At 65.1% G+C, this 25,942-nt stretch carries 22 protein-coding genes; 14 read left to right on the top strand and 8 right to left on the bottom strand.

Annotated features, from left to right (window positions below):
- Window positions 1-35 precede the first annotated feature (35 nt).
- From CJD35_RS07935 to CJD35_RS07910, 6 genes are all read left to right on the top strand, one after another.
- Window positions 36-1,310 carry a spinster family MFS transporter gene (locus CJD35_RS07935; protein ID WP_017183908.1) on the top strand — a complete coding sequence of 425 codons (1,275 nt, stop codon included), beginning with the start codon at window positions 36-38 and terminating at the stop codon, window positions 1,308-1,310.
- A gap of 28 nt (window positions 1,311-1,338) precedes the next feature.
- A complete protein-coding gene (locus tag CJD35_RS07930; protein WP_100215236.1) occupies window positions 1,339-2,841 on the top strand; it encodes a sulfatase family protein in 1,503 nt (500 codons plus the stop codon).
- An 86-nt stretch (window positions 2,842-2,927) separates the two neighbouring features.
- The gene (locus tag CJD35_RS07925; RefSeq protein ID WP_095686978.1) at window positions 2,928-4,658 is read left to right on the top strand and encodes a sulfatase family protein; all 1,731 of its coding nucleotides are present in this window, start codon (window positions 2,928-2,930) and stop codon (window positions 4,656-4,658) included.
- Window positions 4,655-6,550, top strand: coding sequence for a sulfatase-like hydrolase/transferase (locus tag CJD35_RS07920; RefSeq protein WP_017183905.1), 1,896 nt, complete (start codon window positions 4,655-4,657; stop codon window positions 6,548-6,550). Before CJD35_RS07925 ends, CJD35_RS07920 begins: the two co-directional genes overlap by 4 nt.
- Before the next feature lie 59 nt (window positions 6,551-6,609).
- Window positions 6,610-7,527, top strand: coding sequence for a formylglycine-generating enzyme family protein (locus CJD35_RS07915; protein ID WP_017183904.1), 918 nt, complete (start codon window positions 6,610-6,612; stop codon window positions 7,525-7,527).
- 156 nt (window positions 7,528-7,683) lie between these two features.
- A complete protein-coding gene (locus tag CJD35_RS07910; protein ID WP_017183903.1) occupies window positions 7,684-7,866 on the top strand; it encodes a hypothetical protein in 183 nt (60 codons plus the stop codon).
- A 105-nt stretch (window positions 7,867-7,971) separates the two neighbouring features.
- Here CJD35_RS07910 and CJD35_RS07905 read toward each other — a convergent pair whose 3' ends face one another.
- Genes CJD35_RS07905 through CJD35_RS07895 form a run of 3 tightly spaced genes read right to left on the bottom strand, consistent with a single transcriptional unit; the run spans window position 7,972 to window position 10,429 of the window.
- Window positions 7,972-9,336 (bottom strand): sensor histidine kinase, encoded by a 1,365-nt coding sequence (locus CJD35_RS07905; RefSeq protein WP_017183902.1) that lies wholly within the window; start codon window positions 9,334-9,336, stop codon window positions 7,972-7,974.
- Between the two features lie 24 nt (window positions 9,337-9,360).
- Window positions 9,361-10,041 (bottom strand): winged helix-turn-helix domain-containing protein, encoded by a 681-nt coding sequence (locus CJD35_RS07900; RefSeq protein ID WP_017183901.1) that lies wholly within the window; start codon window positions 10,039-10,041, stop codon window positions 9,361-9,363.
- 13 nt (window positions 10,042-10,054) lie between these two features.
- Window positions 10,055-10,429: a PDZ domain-containing protein gene (locus CJD35_RS07895; protein WP_017183900.1), complete on the bottom strand. Its 375-nt coding sequence runs from the start codon at window positions 10,427-10,429 to the stop codon at window positions 10,055-10,057.
- Between the two features lie 80 nt (window positions 10,430-10,509).
- Here CJD35_RS07895 and CJD35_RS07890 point away from each other — a divergent pair, with 80 nt between their 5' ends.
- The 4 genes from CJD35_RS07890 to CJD35_RS07875 all read left to right on the top strand — a co-directional run bounded on the left by CJD35_RS07890 (window position 10,510) and on the right by CJD35_RS07875 (window position 15,826).
- On the top strand, window positions 10,510-11,295 hold the full coding sequence (locus CJD35_RS07890; protein WP_017183899.1) for an AcvB/VirJ family lysyl-phosphatidylglycerol hydrolase: 786 nt from the start codon (window positions 10,510-10,512) through the stop codon (window positions 11,293-11,295).
- A gap of 3 nt (window positions 11,296-11,298) precedes the next feature.
- Window positions 11,299-11,721: a DUF2147 domain-containing protein gene (locus CJD35_RS07885; protein ID WP_017183898.1), complete on the top strand. Its 423-nt coding sequence runs from the start codon at window positions 11,299-11,301 to the stop codon at window positions 11,719-11,721.
- Window positions 11,700-14,294 (top strand): bifunctional lysylphosphatidylglycerol flippase/synthetase MprF, encoded by a 2,595-nt coding sequence (gene mprF / locus CJD35_RS07880; protein ID WP_086485918.1) that lies wholly within the window; start codon window positions 11,700-11,702, stop codon window positions 14,292-14,294. Before CJD35_RS07885 ends, mprF begins: the two co-directional genes overlap by 22 nt.
- A 98-nt stretch (window positions 14,295-14,392) precedes the next feature.
- Window positions 14,393-15,826, top strand: coding sequence for an AcvB/VirJ family lysyl-phosphatidylglycerol hydrolase (locus tag CJD35_RS07875; RefSeq protein WP_017183896.1), 1,434 nt, complete (start codon window positions 14,393-14,395; stop codon window positions 15,824-15,826).
- A 10-nt stretch (window positions 15,827-15,836) separates the two neighbouring features.
- On the opposite strand, the gene CJD35_RS07870 is transcribed toward CJD35_RS07875, so the two are convergent.
- Window positions 15,837-16,652, bottom strand: a complete 816-nt coding sequence (locus CJD35_RS07870; RefSeq protein ID WP_017183895.1) for an HpcH/HpaI aldolase/citrate lyase family protein — start codon at window positions 16,650-16,652, stop codon at window positions 15,837-15,839.
- A 75-nt stretch (window positions 16,653-16,727) separates the two neighbouring features.
- On the opposite strand from CJD35_RS07870, the gene CJD35_RS07865 reads away from it, so the two are divergent.
- Both CJD35_RS07865 and CJD35_RS07860 read left to right on the top strand, forming a co-directional pair.
- Entirely contained in the window at window positions 16,728-17,699 is a 972-nt protein-coding gene (locus tag CJD35_RS07865) for an SPFH domain-containing protein (RefSeq protein ID WP_026002528.1), read from the top strand.
- 280 nt (window positions 17,700-17,979) lie between these two features.
- Complete coding sequence (locus CJD35_RS07860; RefSeq protein ID WP_017183893.1) at window positions 17,980-18,423, top strand: NfeD family protein; 444 nt, start codon at window positions 17,980-17,982, stop codon at window positions 18,421-18,423.
- Window positions 18,424-18,483: 60 nt separating this feature from the next.
- Here the strand turns inward: CJD35_RS07860 and CJD35_RS07855 are convergent, their stop codons facing one another.
- Window positions 18,484-20,022 carry a methyl-accepting chemotaxis protein gene (locus CJD35_RS07855; RefSeq protein ID WP_017183892.1) on the bottom strand — a complete coding sequence of 513 codons (1,539 nt, stop codon included), beginning with the start codon at window positions 20,020-20,022 and terminating at the stop codon, window positions 18,484-18,486.
- Window positions 20,023-20,341: 319 nt separating this feature from the next.
- Between CJD35_RS07855 and CJD35_RS07850 the strand changes: the two genes are divergently transcribed.
- Window positions 20,342-20,803, top strand: coding sequence for a hypothetical protein (locus CJD35_RS07850; RefSeq protein ID WP_017183891.1), 462 nt, complete (start codon window positions 20,342-20,344; stop codon window positions 20,801-20,803).
- A gap of 85 nt (window positions 20,804-20,888) precedes the next feature.
- On the top strand, window positions 20,889-22,727 hold the full coding sequence (locus tag CJD35_RS07845; protein WP_017183890.1) for a DUF885 domain-containing protein: 1,839 nt from the start codon (window positions 20,889-20,891) through the stop codon (window positions 22,725-22,727).
- Window positions 22,728-22,883: 156 nt separating this feature from the next.
- Here CJD35_RS07845 and CJD35_RS07840 read toward each other — a convergent pair whose 3' ends face one another.
- The 3 genes from CJD35_RS07840 to CJD35_RS07830 all read right to left on the bottom strand — a co-directional run bounded on the left by CJD35_RS07840 (window position 22,884) and on the right by CJD35_RS07830 (window position 25,902).
- Window positions 22,884-23,702, bottom strand: coding sequence for a ferredoxin--NADP reductase (locus CJD35_RS07840; RefSeq protein WP_017183889.1), 819 nt, complete (start codon window positions 23,700-23,702; stop codon window positions 22,884-22,886).
- A 163-nt stretch (window positions 23,703-23,865) separates the two neighbouring features.
- Entirely contained in the window at window positions 23,866-24,183 is a 318-nt protein-coding gene (locus tag CJD35_RS07835) for a hypothetical protein (protein ID WP_026002527.1), read from the bottom strand.
- 114 nt (window positions 24,184-24,297) lie between these two features.
- Entirely contained in the window at window positions 24,298-25,902 is a 1,605-nt protein-coding gene (locus tag CJD35_RS07830; RefSeq protein ID WP_019053049.1) for a phosphoenolpyruvate carboxykinase, read from the bottom strand.
- Window positions 25,903-25,942: the final 40 nt, after the last annotated feature.

The following is a 25,942-nucleotide window of genomic DNA, read 5'->3' as shown; positions in this document are numbered from 1 at the left end:
GGCCACCAGCGCGTCAGGCGTGGTTCGCGGCGTTCATGCTTGCCGCTGCCAATACATTCGCCTTTGTCGACCGGCAGGCTCTGGCGCTTCTGGTGCAGCCCATAAAGGAAGATTTGCAGGTCAGCGACACCGCGATGAGCCTGCTTTACGGCCTCAGCTTCACCATGTTCTACGTGCTGGTCGGCATTCCGGTCGCGCGGCTGGCGGATCGGGCCAACCGCCGCAATATTGTTGCCGCCGCCATCTTCATCTGGAGCCTCGCGACCGCCCTGTGCGGCCTCGCCCGCAGCTTCGGCATGCTGTTCGTCGCCCGTATCGGCGTGGGCGCGGGCGAAGGCGGGCTCAGCCCCGCCGCCTACTCCATCCTGTCCGATTATTTCCCCAAACACCGGCTGCCCGCGGCCATGGGCGTCTATCAGATGGGCATCTATGTCGGCGGGGCGGCGGCGTTGCTGCTTGGGGGGCTGCTCGCAACGGTCGTGCCGCCATCCAGCATCGTGAACGTGCCGCTGATCGGCGAGACCAAGGGCTGGCATATCGCGTTTCTGGTGCTCGGCCTGCCAGGCCTGCTGCTCTCCGCGCTCATGCTGCTTGTCCCTGAACCCCCGCGCCGGGGCGAAGGCGTCCATGCGCCCAGCCCGCCCTTTCCGGTGCTGTTCGCGCACATCGCCCGGCACTGGCAGGCCTATGTCGGCATCAGCCTGGGCTTTGCGCTGATGATCCTGGTCGGCAATGCGACGGGCGCGTGGATTCCCGCTTTCCTTGAGCGCAAATTCGGGCTGACGACCGCGCAGATTGGCGGCCTCTATGGCACTATCACGGCGGTCTGCGGCGTGAGCGGCACGCTGATCGGCGGCTTTGCGGCCTCGGCATTGCGGCGTCGCGGGATCGCGCGCGGCAATCTCTATGCCGCCCTGTTCGGCTTCATCAGCCTGATCCCGGTGACCATATTGTTCCCCCAGATGCCGACCGCGGCCCTGTCGCTCGCGCTGATCGGCGCGATGAACTTCCTTGCAGGGTTCAATTTCGGCGGTGGTCTTGCCGCCTTGCAGGAAATCACCCCCAACCGGATGCGGGCGTCGGTATCGGCGGGCTATATGCTGATCGTCAATCTGATCGGCGCGGCTGGCGGGCCGTTCGCCATCGCACTCGTGACCGATTATTGGTACGGCGATCCGCAGGCTTTGCCCGCCGCCATCACGCTGGTCTGCGCCATCGCCTCGCCGCTGTCGGTCGCCGCCCTGCTGCTGGGCATGCGGGGCTATGGCCGCGCCATCGCCGCATCCGCCGACGCCGTCCTGCCCGCCTGACATCGCTTCGCAAGAAAGGGTCCACCCGATGGTCCAGCGCCCCCGCCGCCCTCTCGCCTCGTTGCTGCTGGCCGCCAGCGCCCTGACCTTCGGGCTGGGCGCGCCGACGACGACCGGGATCACCGCGACGCCCCAGCCGACACCTGCCACGCCGACGCCTGCCAAGGACGTGGCGGCGGCGGCACCCCCCAATGTCGTGATCATCCTGGTGGACGATCTCGACTGGGCGGACGTGTCGACCTATGGCCGTCGCGATGCGCCGACCCCCAACATAGACCGGATCGCGCAATCGGGCGTCGCCTTTTCGGACGCCTATGTCGCGGCGTCGGTATGCGCGGTCAGCCGGGCGGCCCTGTTGACCGGCCGCATGCCCCAGCGTTTTGGTTTCACCTATAATATCAATGATGAAGGCGATAAGGGCGCTGGCCTGCCTGTCGACCAGAAGACGCTGGCCGACCGCCTGCGCCCGCTTGGCTATCGCGCCGCTGCCTTTGGCAAATGGCATCTGGGATCGGACCCGCAATTCTATCCCACGCGGCGCGGCTTCGACGAATTTTTCGGTTTCCTGGCCGGGGAAACCAATTATGTCGATCCGGCCACGCCCGGCATCGTCACCACCCCGACCAAAGAGGATAAATATGAAATCGGCCCCCGCACCGGCAATCATGCCATGGTGGAAGGCCCGGACGCGCGCCCGGCGGACGATTTCTCGCGCTATCTGACCAACCAGATCACCGATCGCGCGGTCGATTTCATCACCCGCGCCACGGCGGACAAGAACAGCCCGTTTTTCGCCTATGTCGCCTACAACGCCCCGCATTGGCCGTTGCAGGTGCCGCAAAGCTATTATGACCGGTTCGCGCATATCAAGGATCCGGTACGCCGCACCTATGTCGCGATGATCGCGGCGATGGACGATGGCGTGGGCCAGATACTCGATACGCTGGAAAAACGCGGCGTGCGGGACAATACGATGGTCCTGTTCCTGTCCGATAATGGCTGCCCGCATCGCTTCGGCTTTTGCAATCCCGACCATCCCTTCGGCGCTGGCAAGTTCACCTATCTGGAAGGCGGGGTGCGGGTGCCCTTCGTATTTTCGTGGCCCGCAGGCCTCAGGACGCGCGGCATCAGCGCCAGCCCGGTGTCCTCACTCGACATTGCGGCAACGGTGCTGCGCGCCGCGGACCCGGCCCATGCCCTGCCCAGGGAACTGGAAGGGCATGATCTGGTGACGACCGCGCGCAAGCCACAGCCCGACCGCCTGCTGGTCTGGGGGCAGGAGCCGGTCTATGCCGCGCGGCAGGGCGACAAGAAAGTCTGGCTCTCGCGCGACTGGAACCAGTCGCATCTTTACGATCTGAAGGCCGATCCCGCCGAAGAGCAGGATCTGTCGGCCAGGGATCCAAAGAATGACAAGCGACTGAAAAGCGCGATCGAGCGTTACCGCACATCGCTCCCCGCCCCGTTGTGGAAGCTCCATTCCACCCGCAAAGTGACGGTGAACGGGCGGGAGACGGAGATGGTCTATTGATGGACGGGCCGTTTCAGGGCCATTCCCGGCGTCATCGGAACGCCAGCCTATTATATCCAGTTAAAGCAGATTGAGAGGACCGCGCTGTGTCGAACAACAAGAAATGGGCACCCACGCTGCGCCGCGCGCTGACAGGCGCGGCCTGCATCATCGCCTGCTCCTTCACGGCGCCCGCCTCGATCGCTGCCGCGCCCAAAAAGGCCGCGACCGCCCCTGCCCAGCAGCAGCAGCGCCCCCGCAACATCATTTTCGTGCTCGTGGATGACCTGCGCTATGACGGCATGGGCTTCCTTCAGCCGGGCCTCCTCAAGACGCCGAACATCGACCGCATGGCAAAGGAAGGCAGCTATTTTCCCAACGCCGTCGTCACCTCCTCGCTATGCAGCCCCAGCCGCGCGACCATCCTGACCGGGCAAACCGCGCGCAACCACGGCATCGTCGACAATAATGACAGTAGCGAAGCGGGCCTCACTTACTTCCCCAGCTATTTGCAGCAGACCGGCTACAACACCGCCTTCTTCGGCAAATGGCATATGGGCAGCGAAACCGACGGCCCGCGCCCCGGCTTCGACAAATGGGTCAGCTTCAAGGGGCAGGGCAATTACTGGCCCGCAAAGGCGGAAAGCGCCCATAGCTCCCCCAACCTCAATGTCGATGGCAAGGCGGTGCCGCAGCAGGGCTATATCACCGACGAACTGACCGACTATGCGATGAACTGGCTGCAGAAGGAGCGCGATCCCAAAAAGCCTTTCTTCCTCTATCTCAGCCACAAGGGCGTCCATTCCGACCCCCTGCCCCCGCCGCGTTACGCGCATCAATATGACAAGGCGCGCTTCACCCTGCCCGCCAGCGCGGCGAACACGCCCCAGAATAATGAAGGCAAGCCGGTATGGGTGCGCAACCAGCGCAACAGCTGGCACGGCATCGACTTTTTCTACAATGCCGACGTGCCGATGACCGAATATCTCAAATATTATTACGGCACGCTGTCGGCGATCGACGACAGCCTTGGCCGGATCATGGACTATCTGCGCAAGAATGGACTGGACAAGGATACGCTGGTCGTTTTCACGTCCGACAATGGCTATATGGTCGGCGAACATGGGCTGATCGACAAGCGCAACGCCTATCAGGCGTCGGTGCGCGTGCCGCTGCTGGTGTGGGAACCGGGCACGATCCCGGCGGCCACGGTCAATGAAGGCCGCATCCGCAATCTCGATTTCGCCCCGACCTTCCTCGACGTCGCGGGCGCTGCCCGCCCCGAACAGTTTGAAGGCAAGAGCGCATGGGCGCTGTGGGAAGGCAAGCAGGCCGCCAAGGACTGGAAGCCGGGCGACTTCGTCTATGAATATTATTGGGAATATAATTTCCCGATGACGCCGGGCACCTTCGCCATCGAACGCGACAATGTGAAATATATCCAATATTACGGCGTCTGGGACACGGACGAACTGTATGATCTCAACACGGACCCGGACGAGATGCACAATCTCGTCAACGATCCGGCCTGGGCCGCGAAGAAACAGGAATTGCGCATCGCGCTCTACCAGCAGCTTGCCGACCGCAATGGCCGCCACAACATTCCCTACAGCGCGCGCCTGTCGATCGGCGCGGTGCGACGCGATATTGACGGCCCGCGCGCGGCCGATTTCCCCGCTGACTGGTATGTGAAGCCCAACCCCGTCGACCGGCTCGATCCGATCCTGCCCGACAGCCCCGCCAAGCTCAAGGCGCAGGCCGCTGGCAAGCCGCTCATCTACACCCCGCCGCTCAGCGAAGAATTGACGCGCCAGGTCCAGGGAACCGCCAAGCCATGACCCATGACATCTCCCGTCGCGCCATATTGGGGTCAGCCGCTGGCCTCGCCGCCGCTGCAGGATCGGGCGCGCTGGCAAAGCCCGCCAGGGGTGAGCGCCCCAATATCCTGTGGATCGTGAGCGAGGATAATAATCCCTATATCGGCGCCTATGGCGACCGGCTGGCCCATACGCCCACGATCGACGGGCTGGCGAAAAAGGGTCTGTTGTACCGCAACGTCTATTCCAACGCACCGGTCTGCGCGCCCTCACGCTTTGGCATCCTGACCGGCGTCTATCCCGAAAGCTGCGCGCCTGCGAACCAGATGCGCGCCGTGGCAAAGCTTCCCAAGGACTTCCGCACCTATCCCGAACTGATGCGCGCGGCTGGCTATTTCTGCACCAACAACGCCAAGACCGACTATAATTGCGATGTCGATCCCAAGGCGATCTGGGACGGAGAAGGCAATGCGGCGCACTGGCGCTCGCGCACAGACAGGACGCAGCCCTTCATGGCCGTGTTCAACTATGAAACCACCCATGAATCCCGCCTGTTCAGTCCCACCCCTGGGCGGGTGACGCCGGACATGGTGACGCTGCCGCCCTTCCTGCCCGATACGCCGGGCATCAGGCAGGATTTCGCCAGCTATTATAACCTCATCGAAAAAATGGACGGCCAGCTGGCCGAACGGCTCGCCGAACTGGCGGCCGACGGGCTGGCCGACGATACGATCGTCTTTCATTATTCCGACAATGGCGGCGTCCTCGGCCGGTCCAAACGCTATTGCTATGATGAAGGTCTGCGGTGCGAAATGGTCGTCTATGTGCCGCCCAAATGGCGGCACCTGATGCCCGCCAAGCCGGGTAGCGAAGTCGCCACCCCGGTCAGCTTCATCGACCTTGCCCCCACCGTCCTGTCGCTCGCCGGCGTGGCCCAGCCCAAGCAGATGCGCGGCAAACCGTTCCTTGGCCCCAAGGCGCGGCCACAGGCCGTCGCGTTCGGCATGCGCAACCGCATGGACGAGCGGATCGATTTCCAGCGCACCGTCACCGATGGCCGCTGGCGCTATATCCGCAACTATATGCCGCATCGTCCCTGGGGCCAGCATCAGGCGTTTGAATGGCTCGCCAAGGGCTATCAGGACTGGGAACAGGCGCATATCGAAGGCACGCTGAACGCGGTGCAGGACCGCTTCTTCCAGACCAAGCCGTTCGAGGAACTGTACGACCTGTCGTCCGACCCGCACGAGATCAAGGATCTGGCGCGTGAACCGGCGCATGCCGCCACGCTCGCCAAATTCTCGCGGCTGCTCGACGATCATATGATTGCCATCAACGACAACGGCTTCCTGCCGGAAGATATGAAGGGCGAAGGCTGGGAAGACTCGCGCAATCCCGCGCTCTACCCGCTCAAGGACGTCATGGCGCTGGCCCATTCCGCCGCTGCCGCCCGGCCCGACAATCTGCCGCAACTGCGCGCGGCGCTCGCCAGCCCGGTAGAGGTCATTCGCTATTGGGGCGCCATGGGCCTGCTGATCCATGGCGATGCGGCGCGCCCGGCCCAGGCCGACATGCTGGCCCGGCTGAAGGCCGAATCATCCCCCCATGTCCGCATCCAGCTGGCCGAAGCCTTGGCCCGGCTGGGCGAAACGGCGGACTCGGTCCCGGCGCTCATCGCCTTGTGCGCGCCCTCGCAATCCTGGCAGGTCCGGCTCCATGCGATCAACGCGCTCACATTCATCGGCGAAGCGGCCCGCCCTGCCCTCCCCATCGCAAAGGTGGCGGAAAGCGATCCCAAGCTCTATCTTGCCAATGCGGCCCGCTATTTGCGGCTGACGATGAACGGCGAATATACGCCATCGACGATCATTTTCGACCGGGAGGCGATGCGGGCGGCGGGTGGCCCTGGCTAGCCGACCATGGCCAGGCCGAACTGAGTGCAAGGACGATCGGATTGACTGACAAGAACGGAATGCGGTGGATCGAAGGCGGTGCCTTCCAGATGGGATCGGTCAATTTCTATCCAGAAGAAGCGCCGGTACGCACCGTGCGGGTGGACGGCTTCTGGATCGACGAAACCCCCGTCACCAACCGGGAATTTGCCGCTTTCGTCGATGCGACCGGCTATCGCAGCTTTGCCGAAATTCCGCCCGACCCCCGCGACTATCCGGGCATGGACCCGGCGCTGGCGGTGGCCGGATCGCTGCTGTTCCAGCGGACGGCCGGGCCAGTCGATCTGGGCGATTACAGCCAGTGGTGGACATTCAGCACCGGAACGGACTGGCGGCACCCGCATGGGCCCGACAGCAGCATCGCGGGGCTGGAGGATCATCCCGTGGTCCATGTCGCCTATCAGGATGTCGAAGCCTATGCCAAATGGGCGGGCAAGACCCTGCCCACGGAGGCGGAATGGGAATTTGCCGCGCGCGGCGGCATGGACGGGGCGGACTATGCCTGGGGCGACGAACTCGCGCCGGGCGGCGCCATGCTCGCCAATTACTGGCAGGGCGCCTTTCCCTACGGCAACACGCTGGAGGATGGCTATGAACGCACCTCGCCCGTGGGCAGCTATCCCGCCAATGGCTATGGCCTGTTCGACATGATCGGCAATGTCTGGGAATGGACGTCCGACTGGTACGGCCAGCCCAGGCTCGAACGCAAAAGCCGGGGCAGTTGCTGCGTTCCGGCCAATCCGCGCGGCGCGACGAAGCGCGAAAGCCTTGATCCCGCCGCGCCCGACATCGCGATCCCGCGCAAGGTGCTCAAGGGCGGATCGCATCTGTGCGCCGCCAATTACTGCCAGCGCTACCGCCCGGCCGCCCGCCACGCACAGGCGATCGACAGTTCGACGAGCCATATCGGCTTCCGCTGCATTTCCCGTTCGCGCTGAACGGGGCGTCCGTCGCGGTGTCAGAATCGCCAAGCAGATGACGGCCATCCCGTCGCGTCTGTCCGAAAGTTCATCTTCCGGTCACGCTCGCGACGGGACGCTGCTGCCATAAGGATCAGGCAGTCCAGAATGGACCGCTTGATAGGAGTTGAACCCATGAACACTCGCCTGATCCTGACCAGCCTGGCTTCCCTCGCCGTGGTCGCGACCCCGCTCGCCGCATCGGCTGCCACTGCCTCGGCCAAGCCTGCCCATCATGCCATGAAGCACAAGGCCGCCAAGAAGGTCTCGACGACGACCACCACCACCACGACCGCGACGAAGCCCGCCTCCAAATAAGCCGGTAACAGCCAGCCCTGCGACGGGAAGTCGGCATCGGGTGTCCCCCCTGTCGACCCGACCCGGCTCCCGTCGCCTGAACAGTGCCGTCGCGCCACCGCGCCCCTAAGCGGGGCGCCTGAGCAGCATTTCCACGGCAAATTGTTCGTCGCGACGGTCGAATCGCACGTCTCCTCCGTGCATCCTCGCAACCGCCGCGATGAGAGAGAGACCGAGGCCGGCCCCTGCTATCCCCCTGGCAGGGTCCAGACGCCCGAAGCGGCGCAACGCCTCGGCCTCTCGTTCGGGCGCAATGCCCGCCCCCTGGTCCGCCAGCCCGACGATGACATCGTCCCCCTCGACCGCCAGGTACAGCGTCATCCGTCCCGCCCCATATTTCAGCGCATTGTCGATCAGGTTGGCGATCGCCTGACCCAGCAGTTCGCGATGGACCGGCAATGTGACGGGATGCTCGATCGATATGGCCAGCGTCCGCCCCTGATCCTCGCTGACCGGCTCGTACAATTCGCCCATGTCGATCAGCATGGCCGCCAGGTCGGTCGCGACGAAACGGTCGCGCCCGATGCCCGCCTCCATCCGGCTGACCTCCAGCGCGGTCGCCAGCATCGCCAGCAACTGGTCGGCCTCCCGGCTGATCCCGTCGATCGCCTCGCGCAGGTCTGCCGGATTGTCCGACAGCATCGCCCGGTCGATCCGCGTCCGCAACCGGGTCAATGGCGATCGCAGGTCATGGGCGATGCTGTCCGTAACCGTCCGCAATTCCGCCAGCAGCGCGCCGATCTGGTCCAGCATATTGTTGATCGTGCGGCCCAGCGTGTCGAAACTGTCGCCCGATCCGTCCAGCGGCACCCGCCGGTCGATCTCGCCCGCGCCGACCCGCGCGGCGGTCGCTGCGATATGCCCGATCCGCCGGTCGATGATATGGACCACCAGCCATGCCGCGACGATGGCGAGCGGCAAAGCCATCAGCAGGGCGGTCAGCAACGTGCGTTCCACCGTCTCGCGGATCTGGTCGCTGTCGTCGGTGCTTTCGCCCACCATCAGGCGGCGGCCATCCCGCAATCGGGTGGCGACGATCGTGTAGGACAGGGCATCGGTGTCGCCGATGCGATACAGCTTCGCCTTGACCCCTTTGGTATCGGCGGGAATGACCGGCGGCCAGCCTGACAGATTGCCCGCGATCCTGCCGCCATCGGCTCGCGCGAGCAGCAGGACGGCGTCGCTTTCCTCCTGCGCCCGCGCGGTGACGGCGCTGGCCAGCGCGCGGTCCCCGTCCTGCCGCCCGATTTCCAGCAACGTGTCGCGCGTGTCGCGCGCAATGGCATTGTCCGCCGCGTCCAGGCTGGCATGGACCAGTTGCGTCACCGACAGCAGCAGCGCGCCGCCAAAGACCAGCTCCAGCAGCAGGATCAGCCCGATGAAGCGCGCATGGGACGATCGCAGCCAGCGCAGGGCGCGGGTGGCGGTCATTGGTCCAGCCTCATGCACCCGGCCTCATTCGCCCAGCCGATAGCCCGCGCCGCGCACGGTATGGATCAGGGGCTGGTCGCCATCCCCGTCGACCTTGCGGCGCAGGCGGCTGATATGCACGTCGATGACGTTGGTGCCGGGGTCGAAATGATAATCCCACACCCCTTCCAGCAACATCGTCCGGGTGACGACCTGCCCGGCATGACGCATCAGATATTCCAGCAGGCGAAACTCGCGCGGTTGCAGGTCGATGACGCGCGCATCGCGCCTGACCTCGCGCTTCAGCAGGTCCATGCGCAACGTGGCGCACATCAGGACGGTCTCGACATGCGTACCGCTCCCGCGCCGCCGCATCAGCAGTTCCAGCCGTGCCAGCAACTCGGCAAAGGCGAAGGGCTTGACCAGATAATCGTCCGATCCCGCGGTCAGCCCCGTCACCCGGTCATCGACCGATCCCAGCGCGGACAGCAGGATGACCGGCGTTTCGATTCCGGCAGCCCGCAGCGCGCCCAGCACCGCCAGCCCGTCCATGCCCGGCAGCATCCGGTCCAGAATGATCGCGTCATAGCCGCCGTCGGTCGCCATGAACAGGCCGTCGCGGCCATTGGCGGCATGGTCGCCGACATGGCCATGTTCGGCCAGCCCCTTCATAATGAAGTCGGCGGTCGTCCGGTCATCCTCTACCAGCAAAATCTTGCGACCCATGGGATTGATCCTTCTAACCGATGCTGGCTTTGCCGCACTGCCAGATTATCGCCCGATAGGGAATGCCATGCCGCGCCAGCATCAGCGGCATGGCGCAATGCCCCGGCGCGCGCACCAGTCTGCGCACCGCCTCCAGCGTCGTTGCCGGTCGCCCCGCCATGCCGGTCAGCTGGTCGCCTACCGCGATGCCATCGCGATCGGCGACGCCGCCGCTGCGCAGGCTGGTCACGACGATATGATGGCGCTCGTCCTCGCCCAGCGTCAGCCCCATGCGATCACTCACCGCCGTGGGTGCCGATGGCGCGCGCTCTAACCGGGTCGCCAGCAGCGGCGCGAAGGACGCCAGCAATATCGCGACGGCATAGAAAGGGCGGGCGGACCAGATCATGATCGTCCTTCTAGCCCATGGCTCTTGTCCCCGCGCTGTCCGGTACATGACATAGAGTTCATGCAAAGGTCACCGATGCGATGGATAAGCGGGCGCAAAAGGGCGACGATAACAGACCAGAGGCCCGACAGATGATGCGCAAGTCTAAAAAGCGATGGATAGTAGGGATCGGCGCGCTGCTGGTGGTGATCGCGCTCAAACTCGCCTGGCTCGGCTATCTGGGCGGCGACCTTTTCACGCCGATGCGCCCGGCCCATTATCAGCCGCAACCCTTAGCCCCGGTCGCGATCCTGTGGTCGGGCGACATGGGATTTCGCGTCGGCATGGGGCCAAAGGTCGCGGCCCGGCTGGTCGCGGATGGCGTGCCGGTCGTCGGCGTCAATTCGCTCAGCTATTTCAGGACGACCCGCACCGCCGCCGATGCCTACGCGCTGCTGGAATCGGCCATCGCCCAGGCCCGCAAGATCAACCCGAAGGGACGGCTGTTGCTCGTTGGCCAATCCTATGGCGCGGACATGCTGCATGTCGCGCTCAGCAAATTGCCGCGCGCCGACCGGTCGTCGATCGGACTGGTCGCGCTGGTGGTGCCGGGGGCGACGGTCCAATACAGGGCGTCCCCATCGGAAATCTTCACCTTCGCCATGGCGGAATCGGACGCATGGCCGACCGCGCGTCAAATCACCTGGACGCCGCTGCTGTGCATTCAGGGGCGCGAGGAAGCGTCCAGCCTGTGCCCGCTGCTGCATCAGCCCAACGCCCGGTCCGTCGCCTTGCCCGGCGGCCATCGGCTGAACGGCGATGTCGACGCCGTCTATGGCACGTTGCGCGCGGCGATGGTCCGCGCCCATCTTGTGGGACGGTCCTAAACCATGCCGCGCCTTGGCCATTGGCTGATCGTCGCCAGTCCCCTGATCCTGAGTGCCCTGTTCCTGCCGCGGCCCGGCCTTGCGGCGGAACCGATCGAGGGCAACTGGGTCAACCCCCATGGCAGCGTGGTCGTGACGACGGGCGCCTGCCGCGACGCGCTGTGCGGCTGGGTGCGCTGGGCCGACGGCCACGCGACCGCCGATGCGGCCGATGCCGGGGTCGCGCATCTGGTCGGCACCGCCTTGCTGCAGGATTATCATTATCGCGGGCCGGGGCGCTGGTCCGGCTATGTATTCGTGCCTGACAAGGGCCGCAGCTTTTCCTCCACGATCGAGCAACTCGATGCCGATCGATTGAAGATATCGGGTTGCCTGTTTCGCGGCTGGCTGTGCAAAAGCCAGATATGGACGCGGCAACGGGGGTGAAGAACAGCATGACCGATCGCACGATGGCGGGCCACCCGTTCCAACGGTATCGCATGGCCCTGTCGGTGGGCATCGTCATATTGCTGGCGGCGCTGGGCTTCGTGGCGCTCGACCATCTGTTGCAGGAGGTCCATCTGCATCAGGTCAGGGCGGCCTGGCACGCGCTGCCGACCACCGGCCTGCTGGCGGCGGCGGCGCTGACGGCGATCAGCTATCTGACGCTGACCCTCTATGACGTATCGGCGCTGCGGGCCATCGGCCGCCCCCTGCCCTATCGCACCGCGGCGCTGGCATCCTTCACCAGCTATACGCTCAGCCATAATCTTGGCCTGTCGCTGCTGACGGGCGGATCGGCCCGCTACCGCATCTATACCGCGGCGGGCCTGTCGCTCAGCGACATTGCGCGCGTGGTGACGATCGCCAGCGCGACTTTCTGGAGCGGGGTGTTCGTGCTGGCAGGCGCGATGCTGGTCTGGCGTCCGCAAATGATGGCGATCGGCGCGCTGGCCGGGTCGACGGACCTGCTGCGGGGGCTGGGCATCGCGCTGCTGCTCGCGATCGCCGGCCTTGCCGTCTGGGCGGGACGGCGCGGACGCACGATCCGGCTGCGCGGCTGGAGCGTTCCGGTCCCGCCAGCCACCGGCATATTGGCGCAGATCGGCATCGGCACGATGGATATTGCCGCGGCCAGCGCCGCGCTGTTCGTCCTGGTCCCCGGCATCGGCCTTGACCAATGGCCCGCCTTCTTCATCGGCTATACGCTGGCGATCATCGCCGTCCTCATCACCCATGTCCCGGGCGGCATCGGCGTGTTCGAAGCCGTGATGCTGGCCGCGCTGCCCGGCACGGGGCGGCCGGAACTGGTCGCCGCGCTGCTCGCCTATCGCCTGATCTATTATATCGCGCCCCTGCTGCTGGCCGTTGCGATCGTCCTGTTTCAGGCAGGCAGTCGCTGGCACCGGCCGATCGCGCGCACGCTGGGCGGCATGCGGGTCGTCGCCTCCGGCCTTGCGCCCATGATGATGGCCGCGCTCGTCTTTTTGGGCGGCGCAGTGCTGCTGGTGTCGGGATCGCTGCCGACCGTACCGGGCCGGGCCGCAACGCTCTCCACCCTGCTGCCCCTGCCCTTTACCGAAATATCGCATCTCGCGGGCAGCCTCGTGGGCGCGGCGCTGCTGATCCTGTCCTCTGGCCTTTATCGGCGGCTGGACGGGGCCTTCTGGCTGACGCGCCTGCTGTTGATCGCAGGCGCAGCCTTTTCGCTGCTCAAGGGGCTGGATTATGAGGAAGCGGTCGTCATGCTCCTCATCGCGGGCGCACTGCAATGGACCCGCCCGGCCTTCTATCGCCAGACGCACCTGCTGGCCGAAGCCTTTTCGCCGGGCTGGCTGGCGACCGTCGCGGTGATGGTCGGCCTGTCGATATGGATCGGCTTCTTCGCCTACAAGCATGTGGATTATCAGAACGACCTGTGGTGGCAATTTGCCCGGCGCGGGGATGCGTCGCGCTTCCTGCGGGCCAGCTTTGCCGTGGCCATCCTGCTGGCAGGCGTTGCCTTCCTGCGCCTTTTCCGCCCGGCCGCGCCTGTCCGGCAGGACATCAATGCCGCCATCGGCCCAAGCGAAGCGGCAATGGCGCTGGCCCAGCGGACCGACGCCAATCTCGCGCTGACCGGCGACAAGCGCTTCCTGCTGTCCGCCACGGGTCAGTCCTTCCTGATGTACCAGATACGCGGCCATAGCTGGATCGTGATGGGCGATCCCGTCGGCGCCGAATCGGAATGGAGCGACCTGCTCTGGACCTTTCGCGAACAGGTCGATGCCGCGCAGGGTCGCCTGCTGCTGTACCAGATCAGCGCCGCCGCCCTGCCGCTGGCGATCGAACTGGGGTTGCAGATCACCAAATATGGCGAAGAGGCGCATGTCCCGCTCGACCGTTTCACGCTGGACGGGCCTGATGCCAAGCCGCTGCGCTATGCCGAACGGCGCGCCACGCGGGAAGGCGCGACCTTCGACATCGTCCCGGCCGAAAAGCTGGCTGGCGTCATGGACGAACTGGCGGACATTTCGGCGCATTGGCTGGCGGCCAAGCGGCACCGGGAAAAGGGGTTCAGCGTTGGCCGCTTCGATCCCGCCTATATGGCCCATTTCGATTGCGCGGTCGTGCGCGTGCAGGGCAGGATCGTCGCCTTCGCCAACATCTGGAAAACGCAGGACCGATCGGAACTGTCGGTCGACCTGATGCGCCATCGCGACGACATGCCCTATGGCACGATGGATTTTCTGTTCGTCCATCTGATGCAATGGGGACAGGCGCAGGGCTATGGCTGGTTCAACCTCGGCATGGCACCCCTTTCGGGGCTGGAGGCGCGGCGGCTGGCGCCCTTATGGTCGCGGCTGGGGGCGATGCTCTACCAGCATGGCAACGCCCTGTACGGCTTTGAAGGGCTGCGCGCCTATAAGGAGAAATTCTCGCCCGAATGGGATGCGCGCTTCGTCGCCGGGCCGCAGGGGCTGACCTTCGCCCGTACCCTGATCGATCTTCAGGCGCTGGTCGGCAGCGGCGGCGGATAGGGCCATCCCCTCTATATGACGAACTTGTCATCCGCCCGTAAATGGCGGGACAGTTGCGTTGGCGCATGGTGCATCCTGGTCATTAGGGGTTACCGCTCATGCGCAAGATCATTCGCACCATGTCCAGCCTCGTCGCCGGATGCCTGCTGGTCGTCACCGGGGTCGGCGCGCCGGTCCGCGCTTCGGCCGACAGGGGCGTCAGGGAAACAGCCTACAGCCTGGCGCCCTTTGGCGGAATCCGCCTCTACCGCCCCGACGGCCAACCCCGCGCGACCGCGCTGTTCCTGTCGGGCGACGGCGGATGGAATGCGGGCACCGCCGCCATGGCGCGCGATCTGGCGAACCGCGGCTTGCTGGTGGCGGGCGTATCCACCCCCACATTGATGCGTACGCTGGAGCGGCAGCGGGATCGCTGCATCGACCCCAACTATGCCCTTGTCGCCCTGTCGCGCGATGTCCAGCATCGCGCGGGCGTCCATGCCTATATGAAGCCCATCATCATCGGCTATTCCGCTGGCGCGACGGTCGCCTATGCCAGTCTGGCGCAATGGCCCAACGGGGCGTATCGCGCTGTCCTGTCGCTGGGGTTCAGCGCCGACATCCCCGGCAAAAAGCCCTGGTGTTCAGCGCCCGGCTTTCGCGCCCATGCCATCGCAAAGCCAGCGCGCGGGTGGCTGTTTGCGCCCAACCGCCAGATCAATCTGCCCTGGATCGTGGTGCAGGGGCAGCGCGACACGGTGGTCGATTTCGCCGCCGCCCGGCGCTTCGTCGCCCAAGTCCCCCATGCCCGCCTGATCGACCTGCCCCAAGGCGACCATGATTTTGCCGATCGCGCCCGCTGGATGCCGCGCGTGATGGCGGCGCTGGCGCCGATGCTCAATCGCGTCGACGCGGCCAATGTCGACGACCTGCCGCTCAACATCGTGACGCCCGCCCCGCGCGCGACCCATGACGACAGGATGGCGGTCATCTATTCGGGCGATGGCGGCTGGGTCGGGCTGGACCGCGACATTGCCGGCCAGCTGGCGGCGAAGGGTATTCCGGTCGTCGGCATCGACAGCCTGTCCTATTTCTGGAGCCAGCGGACGCCGGCGGGCGCGGGGCAGGATCTGCGCCGAATCATCGCCGCCTACAGCGCACGCTGGGACCGGCCGCGCGTCATGCTGATTGGCTATAGTTTCGGCGCGGACGCGCTGCCCGCGATCATGGGCACGCTCGATCCGCAGACGCGCGACCAGATCGCCAGCTTGTCGCTGCTGGGGCTTGGACCAACCGCCGATTTTCAGTTCCATCTCGCCTCATGGCTGAACCTTGATTCAGCGCAGGCCCAGCCGACCGTGCCCGCGATCATACGCCTGCGCGACGTGCCCATTCGCTGCATCCGCGGCACGCTGGAGCAGGACAGCGCCTGTCCCGCCATTCCGCGCGGCCTGGCGACGCAGATCGTCGTGCCGGGCGGCCACCATTTCGACCGCAACGCCGCGCTGCTGGCCAACATCGTCCTCAACCCGGCATCACGGCAGAGGGTGTGACGCGAAAGCCTTAAGCCCCCACCGCATCCCCCCGCGCCACAAGAGCGCGCGCTTCCTCGACATGCATCGTTTCGATCATCCGCCCCTCGAACCGCTCCGCCCCGCCGGTCGCCGCCTCGATCAGCCGCCTTGCGTCGGCCAGCGCCTGCGCGTCCGGCCCGAACACTTCGTTCGCCACCGCCACCTGTGCGGGATGGATCAGCGTCTTGCCGTCAAAGCCCAGATGGTGACCGGCGATGCATTCCGCCGCCAGCCCGTCCAGATCGTCCAGCCGGTTATAGACCCCGTCGAACACCGCGATGCCCGCCGCCCGCGCCGCCAGCACCACCGTCTGCATCGCCAGGGTCAGCCCTTCGCGCCCCGCACCGGCGGGTATGCCAAGGTCGCGGCGCAAATCATTGACGCCGATGAACAGCGCCGCGCACCCTTCGCCCGCCGCGATGGACGGCGCGGCCAGCACGCCCTTTGCGCTTTCGATCATCGCGATCACCGGCTTTTGCGCCACGCTGAACACGTCGCGCACCTGCTTGGCATTCTCGACCTTGGGCAGCACCACATAGTCGGCGCTCGCCCCCTTCATCGCGACCATCTCCATGCCGTGCCAGGGCGTCCCTTCCACATTGATCCGCACGCCGGTGATGCGCCCGCCAAAGCCTTCGGCCAGCGCGGCCACCGCCCCGGCGCGCGCATCCGCCTTCGCCTCGTCCGGCACGGCATCCTCCAGGTCCAGTATCACCATGTCGCACGGCAGGCTGCGCGCCTTGGTGATGGCGCGCGCATTGGATGCGGGCAGGAACAGCAGCGAACGGGCATGACGCAGCAACATCGAAACTCTCCTTGGTTTGACTTTCCCCGTTAACGAATAAAGCGCATAGTCCAAGCCTGTTTCGGGGAGACCATGATGCTGACGACCTTCGCCCTCACACTTACAGCACTCGTGCTCTTCTACCTCGCCGTCAGCGTAAAGGTGGTGCGGCAGGGCTATCAATATACGATCGAACGCTTCGGCCGTTTCACCGAAGTCGCCAGGCCCGGCCTCAATTTCTACCCCGCCTTCTTCTACGCGGTCGGTCGCAAGATCAACATGATGGAACAGGTGGTCGACATTCCGGGCCAGGAAATCATCACCAAGGATAACGCCATGGTGTCGGTCGATGGCGTCGTGTTCTTTCAGGTGCTGGACGCGGCGAAGGCGGCCTATGAAGTGTCCGAACTCTATGTCGCGATCATGCAGCTCGCCACCACCAACCTGCGCACTGTCATGGGCTCCATGGACCTCGACGAAACCCTGTCGAAACGCGACGAGATCAACGCCCGGCTGCTGTCGGTGGTCGATCATGCGACCAACGCCTGGGGCATCAAGATCACCCGCGTGGAGCTCAAGGACATCCGCCCGCCCGCCGACATCGTCAACGCCATGGGCCGCCAGATGAAGGCCGAACGCGAAAAGCGCGCCCTGATCTTGGAATCAGAAGGGCTACGCGCATCGGAAATCCTGAAAGCCGAAGGCGCCAAACAATCGCAGATATTGGAAGCCGAAGGTCGCCGCGAAGCCGCCTTCCGCGACGCCGAAGCCCGCGAGCGCGAGGCGGAGGCCGAAGCCAAGGCGACGCAGATGGTGTCCGACGCCATTTCGGCGGGCAACCCGCAGGCGCTCAATTACTTCATCGCGCAAAAATATACCGAAGCCGTCAGCCAGTTCGCCACCAGCCCCAATGCAAAAACCATCCTCTTCCCCGTGGAGGCGACCCAGCTGATCGGCACGCTGGGCGGCATCGGCGCGCTGGCGAAGGAAGCGCTGGGCAGCGACGGCACCCCCACGCCAACCCCGCCCGCCCCCCGGCGCGGCCCCTTCGGCCAGAGCCAGGGGTAAGCGCGATGGGTGCGGCCCGACACCATCTCCGGTTCGCGACCAGTTCCCCACCTCCGTTCGTTTCGAGCGTAGTCGAGAAACGTCGCACACCGGTTTCTCGACTACGCTCGAAACGAACGGACCTTATGTCCAGCCACCAACCACCCCGTCATCCCCGCGAAGGCGGGGACCCATCTCCCAACCTCTCCACCCAACGCCACGCTTGCGAGACGGATTGGCTGACGCCGAACATCGTTCACCGCCCGCATGGGCGTGACGGAAGCAAAGAGACCCCCGCCCCATGACCATCGCTACCCTGCTCGAAGATCATTGGGCCTGGCTGGTATTCGCCGCCCTGCTGGGCATCGCCGAAGTGATGATCCCCGGCGTGTTCCTGATCTGGATCGCCATCGCCGCCGCCATCACCGGCCTGGCCGCGCTCGCCCTGCCCATCGGCCTGCCGCTGCAACTGCTGATCTTCGCGGCCCTCAGCATCGCCGCCGTCTGGGCCGGTCGCCGCTGGTACGCCGACCACCCCGTCGCCTCCACCGACCCCCTCCTCAACGACCGCACCGCCCGCCTGATCGGCCAGACTGTCACCGTCGTCGAAGCCATCGCCGGCGGCGAAGGCCGCGTCAAAGTCGGCGACAGCGTCTGGACCGCGCTAGGCCCGGACGCCGATGTCGGCGCACGAGTGCGCGTGATCGCAGCGGAGGGGACGGCGTTGCGGGTGGAGGGGGGTTAGGGGCGGACGCACCACGTCCCGCAGTGCCAGGGCGACATCGCCACAATTGCGGCTTCGGCTTTAAGCGGCGCGCAATTCGGACAGGAGTTGCTGCGTAGTATGCCCCAATGCGGTCACGCGCGTGACGATCAGGTTGGTGGCATCGGCAACTTCGGCGGTCAGTAAGCGCGTCCGCTCCGCCCGCCGCGCGGTATCGGCCACATCGTTATACAGGCTCTCGGTTCCATCGGCGGTTTCGTCGGCCGACAGCCCGATCAAGGCGGCGACGCGCTGTTGTTCGATCACCGCGGCGGTCACTGTATCGGCTATGCCCGCGACCTCATCGACATGGCCGATCACCGCAGACACGCTATCGACCGCGCTGGCGACGCGCTCCTGAATGGCTGCCACTCGTCGTGCAATATCGCCCGTTGCGCGCTGGGTTTGCCCGGCCAGGGACTTTACCTCCGACGCAACGACCGCAAATCCGCTTCCGGTCGCGCCGGCACGCGCAGCCTCGATCGCGGCATTCAGCGCCAGCAAATTGGTTTGCCGTGCAATCTCCTCGATCAACGCGACGATGTCGCCGATCCCCTGCGCATCTGCGACAAGCGCACGGAATGCCGCCTGGGTGCCCGTTGATCGGTCTGCAGCGGCCATGGCCAGCGCGACCTGCGCTTCGACCTGCGTTCCGACCTTGCCGACAGAATCGCCAAGCTGTGCTGCGGTCTCGCGCATCATCTGTCCCGCCTGTTCGATCCGGTGGGCGACCTCGGCCGTGCGACCCGCCGCATCGGCATCCGCGACGCTGATCGACGCGAGCGACATCGTTGAATGCTGCGCCGTTTCAGCGGCTGCCCCCAGCGCCGTGACCGCGTCCGCCACTGTCCGTTCAAATTGGGTGGCCAGGGCCGTCATCTCCTGCCGACGATGCTCGACGGCAAGGCTGGTCGCGCGCGCCTGAGCATCACTTTCGCTGACCATCAGCTGCAACCGCGCTGTCTCCGCCTGCAATGCCAGGCGCTCATGCTCGCGGGTCACCGCGACAAGATCGTCATGCGACCGGATTGCGTCGGACGATGCGCGCGACATCGCCAGGATGCTCCGCGCAAACAGCGCAATGAAAACCGTCAGCGCCAGCAGCACTTCTAATGGTGCTTCCGCGATCAGGAACATGTCGACCACGGACATCACCAACCATCCGGCCATAAAGCCCAGGCTCGCCTTGGGCACGGTCGCCACATTAAGGGGGCCGATACATCCAACGCCGACCAGCGTGCAGGATATCAGCAATTCCCAATCGGTTGGCGCCTCGTAGATCGCCGCACCCAGCAATATTCCCCACAGCACCCCAGTAACGAAACTGACCCAAGTCAGCCGTTTCACGCTCTGCGTGGGGTTGGGATAGTGCCAGCCTGCGCGTCGCTCACGACGCCACGCCAGAAAATTGCAGATAGAAAATGCAATCAACAATGTGGCCGCAACCACCACCTGCCATCGATGCCCGGTGTCGGGGACCGCAATGGCCAGCAGGAGCGCAACGGTGATGGTTCCGACAAATGTCGCGGCATACCCCTCACGCGCGGCCCGCAATTGCCCCTCGATCACATGATCAGGCATGGGCGCCGCCTTACGAACCCGTGAAAGGAATCGTGGCGTCCCAATAGCAAATAAGCGAAAGTTAGTTGCTGCCATGCGATATAATACTACAAATAGGCTCAAAATCTGGTTAATTTTGTAGCGGGGGCCGGAAATGGCTCATCTCTACTTATAGGAATTTTTTGCGGCGCTTCTGCGCCGAACCAGACATTTCCATTCTCGACCGCCCACGGTCTGACAATCACGCGCCCGGCATTCTGGCGTCGGGCAATGGCCAGTCCGCGACCAGCCAGTCGTGCCCCCTGTCCTACACCCCGCCTCCCATGCCATGCTCCCCGTCATGGCTGACGCTCCCAATCTTCTCCGCTTCACCCCGGTCCCGCTTCAGCGCCGTGCGCGCGGATGGACGCCTGATGCGCAGGCGGCGTTTATCGCCGCGCTGGCCCAGTGCGGCATCGTCGCGCATGCGGCGCGCAGCGTGGGCTGTTCGCCGCGCTCGGCCTATCATCTGCGTGCGCGGCCCGGCGCGGACAGTTTCGCCGCGGCGTGGGACTGGGCGATCGAAATGGGGCTGGATGCCGCGCGGGATCGCGCGATGGCGCTGATCCATGACGATGCGCCGCGACCGCTTTTCCGGGGCAGGCGGGAGGTCGGCTATCGCACCGGGCCGGACCATCGCATCATGTTCGCGGCGCTGCGGTCGCTGGCGGGCGACGTCGAAGGGCTGCGCGCGCATATGCCCCATCGTGTGCGGATCGACCAGCGCGAGCAGACGGAACAGGCACGCAGCGATTTGTTATGATCTGTCGCCAGTAGGAAATATCATGTCGCATTTGCCGGGAAATATGCGAAGTTAAGCGGCAACTATCCTATCCCGGAGCGCTTGCATGACTGCCACTCGCCGCGATTTCCTTGTCGCTGGTTCCTCCGCCTTCGCCCTGACTGCGCTGCCCGCCTGCGCTGCCGACGCCCTAGCATCCGGCCCGGACGCCCGCGCCGAAGCGACCCTTTCCGCCATGGCCGAAGCGATGCTGGTCGATGCGCCCGAAAGCGCCAGCGGCCTTGGCATCGACACTGGCCCGCGCGCCGCGCTCAAGCATCGGCTCGGCAATAAAAGCCCGGCGGGCCAGGCGCAGATCGCCGCCCATGTGACCGACCGCCTGAGCAAGCTCCGCGCCATCGACCTTGCCCCGCTCTCCCCCATCACCCGCACCAATGTGGAGGTCGCCCGCGCCGCGCACGAACTGGCGGCGGAAGGGTTCGCTTTCCCCTTTGGCGACATGGCGATCATGAACAGCAACTGGTCCTACCGCAACGCGCCCTATGCCGTTGCGCAGAATACCGGCAGCTTTGTCGAGACCCCCGATTTCCTCGACAGCAACCACGCCATCGCCAACCCCGCCGACGCCGACGCCTATCTCGACCGACTCACCGCCTATGCCGCCAATCTGGCCGGCGAAACGGAGCGTCTGCGCCATGACGCGGGCATCGGCGTCAGCGCCCCCGCCTTCCTGCTCGACAAGAGCATTGCCCAGATGGAGGCGGTGCGCGCCCTGCCGCTCGACCAGTGGGTGCCGGTCGCCTCCATCGCCCGCCGCACCGCGTCGATGCCCCGCGACTATGGGGCAAGAGCGCTTCAGATCGTGCGGGACAAGGTCGCCCCGGCGCTCGCCGCCCAGGTCGCGGAACTCAAGCGCCAGCGCGCCACCGCGACCATGGACGCGGGCGTGTGGAAGCTGCCCGAAGGGGAGGCCTATTATGCCTGGGCGCTCAAAGCCGGAACCACGACCACCATGTCGCCCGAAGAGGTGCACCAACTGGGGCTGGAACAACTGGCCACGCTGCAATCCGAAATGGACGGGCTGCTGAAAGGGCTGGGCATGACCCAAGGGACCGTCGGCGAACGCATGACCGCGATGGGCAAGGACCCGCGCTACCTCTTCCCCAATGACGATACGGGACGCGCGCAGATATTGGCCTATATCGACGGTCGCCTGACCGACATCCGCACCCGCCTGCCCCGCGCCTTCGCCACGCTGGTCCCCGCCAAACTGGTCGTCAAGCGCGTGCCGGTGGAGATCGAAGCGGGCGCGCCCGGCGCCTATGCCGGGGCCGGGTCCATCGACGGGACGACGCCGGGCAATTATTATATCAACCTGCGCGACACCAGCATCTGGCCGCGTTACGGCCTGCCGACGCTCACCTATCATGAAGGCATACCGGGCCATATCTGGCAGGGCGAATATACCTACAAACTGCCGCTGATCCGGTCGCTGCTGGCCTTTAACGCCTATAGCGAAGGCTGGGCGCTCTACGCCGAGCAACTGGGCGACGAACTGGGCGCCTATGACGGCGATGTCGCCGGGCGGCTGGGCTATCTCCAGTCGATCGCCTATCGCTGCTGCCGTCTGGTGGTGGACACTGGCCTCCACGCCAAACGCTGGACCCGCGACAGGGCGATCCACTGGTTCGCCACCACCAACGGATCGACGGTCGAGGATGTCCAGGCCGAAGTCGACCGCTACTGCGCCTGGCCGGGGCAGGCCTGCGGCTACAAGGTCGGCCATGGCGAAATCAACCGCCTGCGCAGCATGGCCAAGGCCGCGCTGGGCGACCGCTTCGACTTCCGCCTGTTCAACGACGCCGTGGTCAAGGGCGGCGGCGTGCCCATGACCGTGCTGGCCGGCCATGTCGACGCATGGGTGGCGGAGCGGAAGCGCGGTTAGGTTCAAAGAGCAACGTGCTCCCGCGCAGGCGGGAGCCCAGTCCCGCCCTTTCTACTGGGCTCCCGCCTGCGCGGGAGCACGCTGCTTCAACCCCTGACGAAAAAAAGGCCGGAGGATCGCTCCCCCGGCCCCGTGCTGTTCCGCTGCGCTCAGGCGTTACCCCACAAACGCCCGCTCGATGACGAACTGCCCCGGCGCGGCGTTGGAGCCTTCGGTAAAGCCATTCGCCTCGAACCAGGCGGCGAACTGCTTGATCATCTCCATGCTGCCGCACATCATGATCCGGTCGGTTTCGGGATCGAACGTCCCTGCGCCCGGAATCCCCTCGAACAGCGCGCCACTCTCGACCAGCTTGTCGATCCGCGCGCTGTGGCCGTCAAACGGTTCGCGGGTCACGGTCGGCACATAATGGAACTGCGCCGGCGCCTGTTCGGACACCAGCGGATCTTCCGCCCATTTGGATTCCAGCTCCTCGCGGAACGCCAGATCGCTGACCCGGCGTACCGAATGGATCACAACGACCTGCTCGTAAAATTCATACACGTCCGGGTCGCGCGACAGGCTCAGGAACGGGGCCAGGCCCGTGCCGGTCGACAGCATGAACAGCCGCTTGCCCGGCAGCAGCGCATCGGTCACCAGCGTGCCGGTCGGCTTGCGGCCCAGATAGATCTGGTCGCCCGGCTCGATCAACTGGAGCTTGCTGGTCAGCGGGCCATCCTCGACCTTGATCGACAGGAATTCCAGTTCCTCGTCCCATGACGGGCTGGCGACCGAATAGGCGCGCAGCAGCGGCTTGCCATTTTCGCCCTTCAGACCGATCATCACAAACTCGCCGGAACGGAAGCGGAAGCTTGCCGGGCGGGTGATGCGGAAGCTGAACAGATGCTCGTTCCAATGCCGCACCGACAGCACCGTTTCCACGCTCAGCGCGCCGGTGGGTTCCAATTGCGGCTTTTCGATCGTCACGTCGGTCAAGACCTTCTTCCTTGCCATCTATGCGCGCGGGCCGGGCGGGCCGCGCCAGTTGCGTATCGTTCGCAACAACTGATATCTGACGCGAATGGAGCCATCGCCCCATGAAGGCAAGGCGAAAAAAACTTGGGGGGCCGATAGCTGCCCCCCGCAGCGGTCGGGCTATTCAGCCAAACAGACCCTTGGCCAGGCCACCCAGTTCATTGAGCGGATTGCCGTCGCCATCGCGATCGAACATCCCGCCCAGCTTGCCCAATATCGCTTCGGGGCCGCCGAACTGGGCGAGCAATTCCTGCAACTTGTCCGCCGACACGCCATGTTCCGCCGCGGTTTCGGCGAGCGCCGCCACGCTGGTTTCACCGGACCCGATCTTGCCGCTGATCTCGCTCATCAGCCCCTGCATCTGTTCGGGCGTCAGGCCGATCTGCGCCGCGATCGCTTCCAGACCGCCCACCTTGCCGATTAGATCGTCGAACATGCCCATCATCGTCACTCCTGCTTCGCACCGGCAGCTACCATAGCATCGTTACGCAGGTGCAAAAAGAAAAAGGGCCGGAAGGATCGCTCCCCCGGCCCCGATTTGCGCGATTGCGTCCGATCAGGCGGCAGCGACCAGCGCCGCGCTGCGTACGCCCTCGTCCACATGATCCTCGAACTGCGCGAAATTGTCGACGAACTGCTTGACCAGCACGGCGGCGGTTTCGTCATAGGCGTTGGCGTCCGCCCACATCGCGCGCGGGTCCAGGATGGTCGAATCGACACCAGCGACCGCCACCGGCACGTCGAAGCCGAAATTGGGATCGGTGCGGAACTCGGCCTGGTTCAGGCTGCCGTCGAGCGCGGCGTTGAGCAGCGCGCGGGTCACCTTGATCGGCATCCGCTTGATACCCGGCATCGTCGCCTTGCCACCGGCCCAGCCGGTATTGACCAGCCAGCAGGTGACCCCGCCCTTGTTGATCCGTTCCTTCAGCAGATTGCCATAGACGCTGGGATGACGCGGCATGAACGGCGCGCCAAAGCAGGTGGAGAAGGTCGCGGTCGGCTCGGTCACGCCGATCTCGGTCCCCGCAACGCGCGCGGTATAGCCCGACAGGAAATGATACATCGCCTGTTCCGGGGTCAGCCGCGCGATCGGCGGCAACACGCCATAGGCGTCGGCGGTCAGGAAGATGATATTCTTGGGCACCGGACCCAGATTCTTTTCCGACGTGTTGGGGATGAAGTCGATCGGGTAGGAACCGCGGCTGTTTTCCGCCAGGCTATTGTCGTCCAGGTCGATTTCGCGAGTCTCCTCGTCAATCACGACATTTTCCAGCACCGTGCCGAAACGCTTGGTGGTGGCGAAAATCTCCGGCTCGGCCTCGGCCGACAGGTTGATCATCTTGGCATAGCAGCCGCCTTCGAAATTGAACACGGCAGTGTCCGACCAGCCATGCTCGTCATCGCCGATCAGCGTGCGGCTGGCGTCCGCCGACAGGGTGGTCTTGCCCGTGCCGGACAGGCCGAAGAACACAGCCGTGTCGCCGTTCGGGCCGATATTGGCCGAACAGTGCATCGGCATCACGCCCTTGACCGGCAGCAGATAGTTGAGGATGCCGAACACCGACTTCTTCATTTCACCGGCATAGGCGGTGCCGCCGATCAGGATCAGCTTTTCGGTGAAGTTGACGGCGACGACGGTTTCGCTGCGGCAGCCATGACGCGCCGGATCGGCCTTGAACGTGGGCAGGTCGATGATCGTATATTCGGGCGCAAAGCCCGCCAGTTCATCGGCCGTGGGACGCACCAGCAGGGTGCGGATGAACAGGTTGTGCCAGGCGCGCTCGTTGATGACGCGCACATTGACGCGATGTTCGGGCTGCGAACCGCCGAACAGGTCGGCGACATAGAGCGTGTCCTTTTCGCCCAGCGCCTTGAAGAAATCCGCCTTGAGCGCGGCGAAATGTTCCGGAGTCATGCCGCGATTGGTCTCGCCCCACCACACCGTCGATTCGGTTTCGGCATCGCGGACGATGAACTTGTCCTTGGCGCTGCGGCCGGTATGCTTGCCGGTCTTGACGACCAGCGGGCCGTCCTTCGACAATATGCCTTCGCCGTTGCGGATCGCCGCCTCGACCAGAGGCGCGGTGCCGAGATTCCAGAACTGGACGGCATTGGTCGTAATGCCCTGGTTGGCCAGGGTGATTGAGGATTTGGCCTGCACGCCTTTGCTCCTGATGTAATAATTCCGTGTCACAAACATT

Source organism: Sphingobium xenophagum (assembly GCF_002288285.1).
Classification (GTDB): domain Bacteria; phylum Pseudomonadota; class Alphaproteobacteria; order Sphingomonadales; family Sphingomonadaceae; genus Sphingobium; species Sphingobium xenophagum.
The sequence above is the reverse complement of the archived record's forward strand: the minus strand, read 5'-3'. Positions and strand labels throughout refer to the sequence as shown.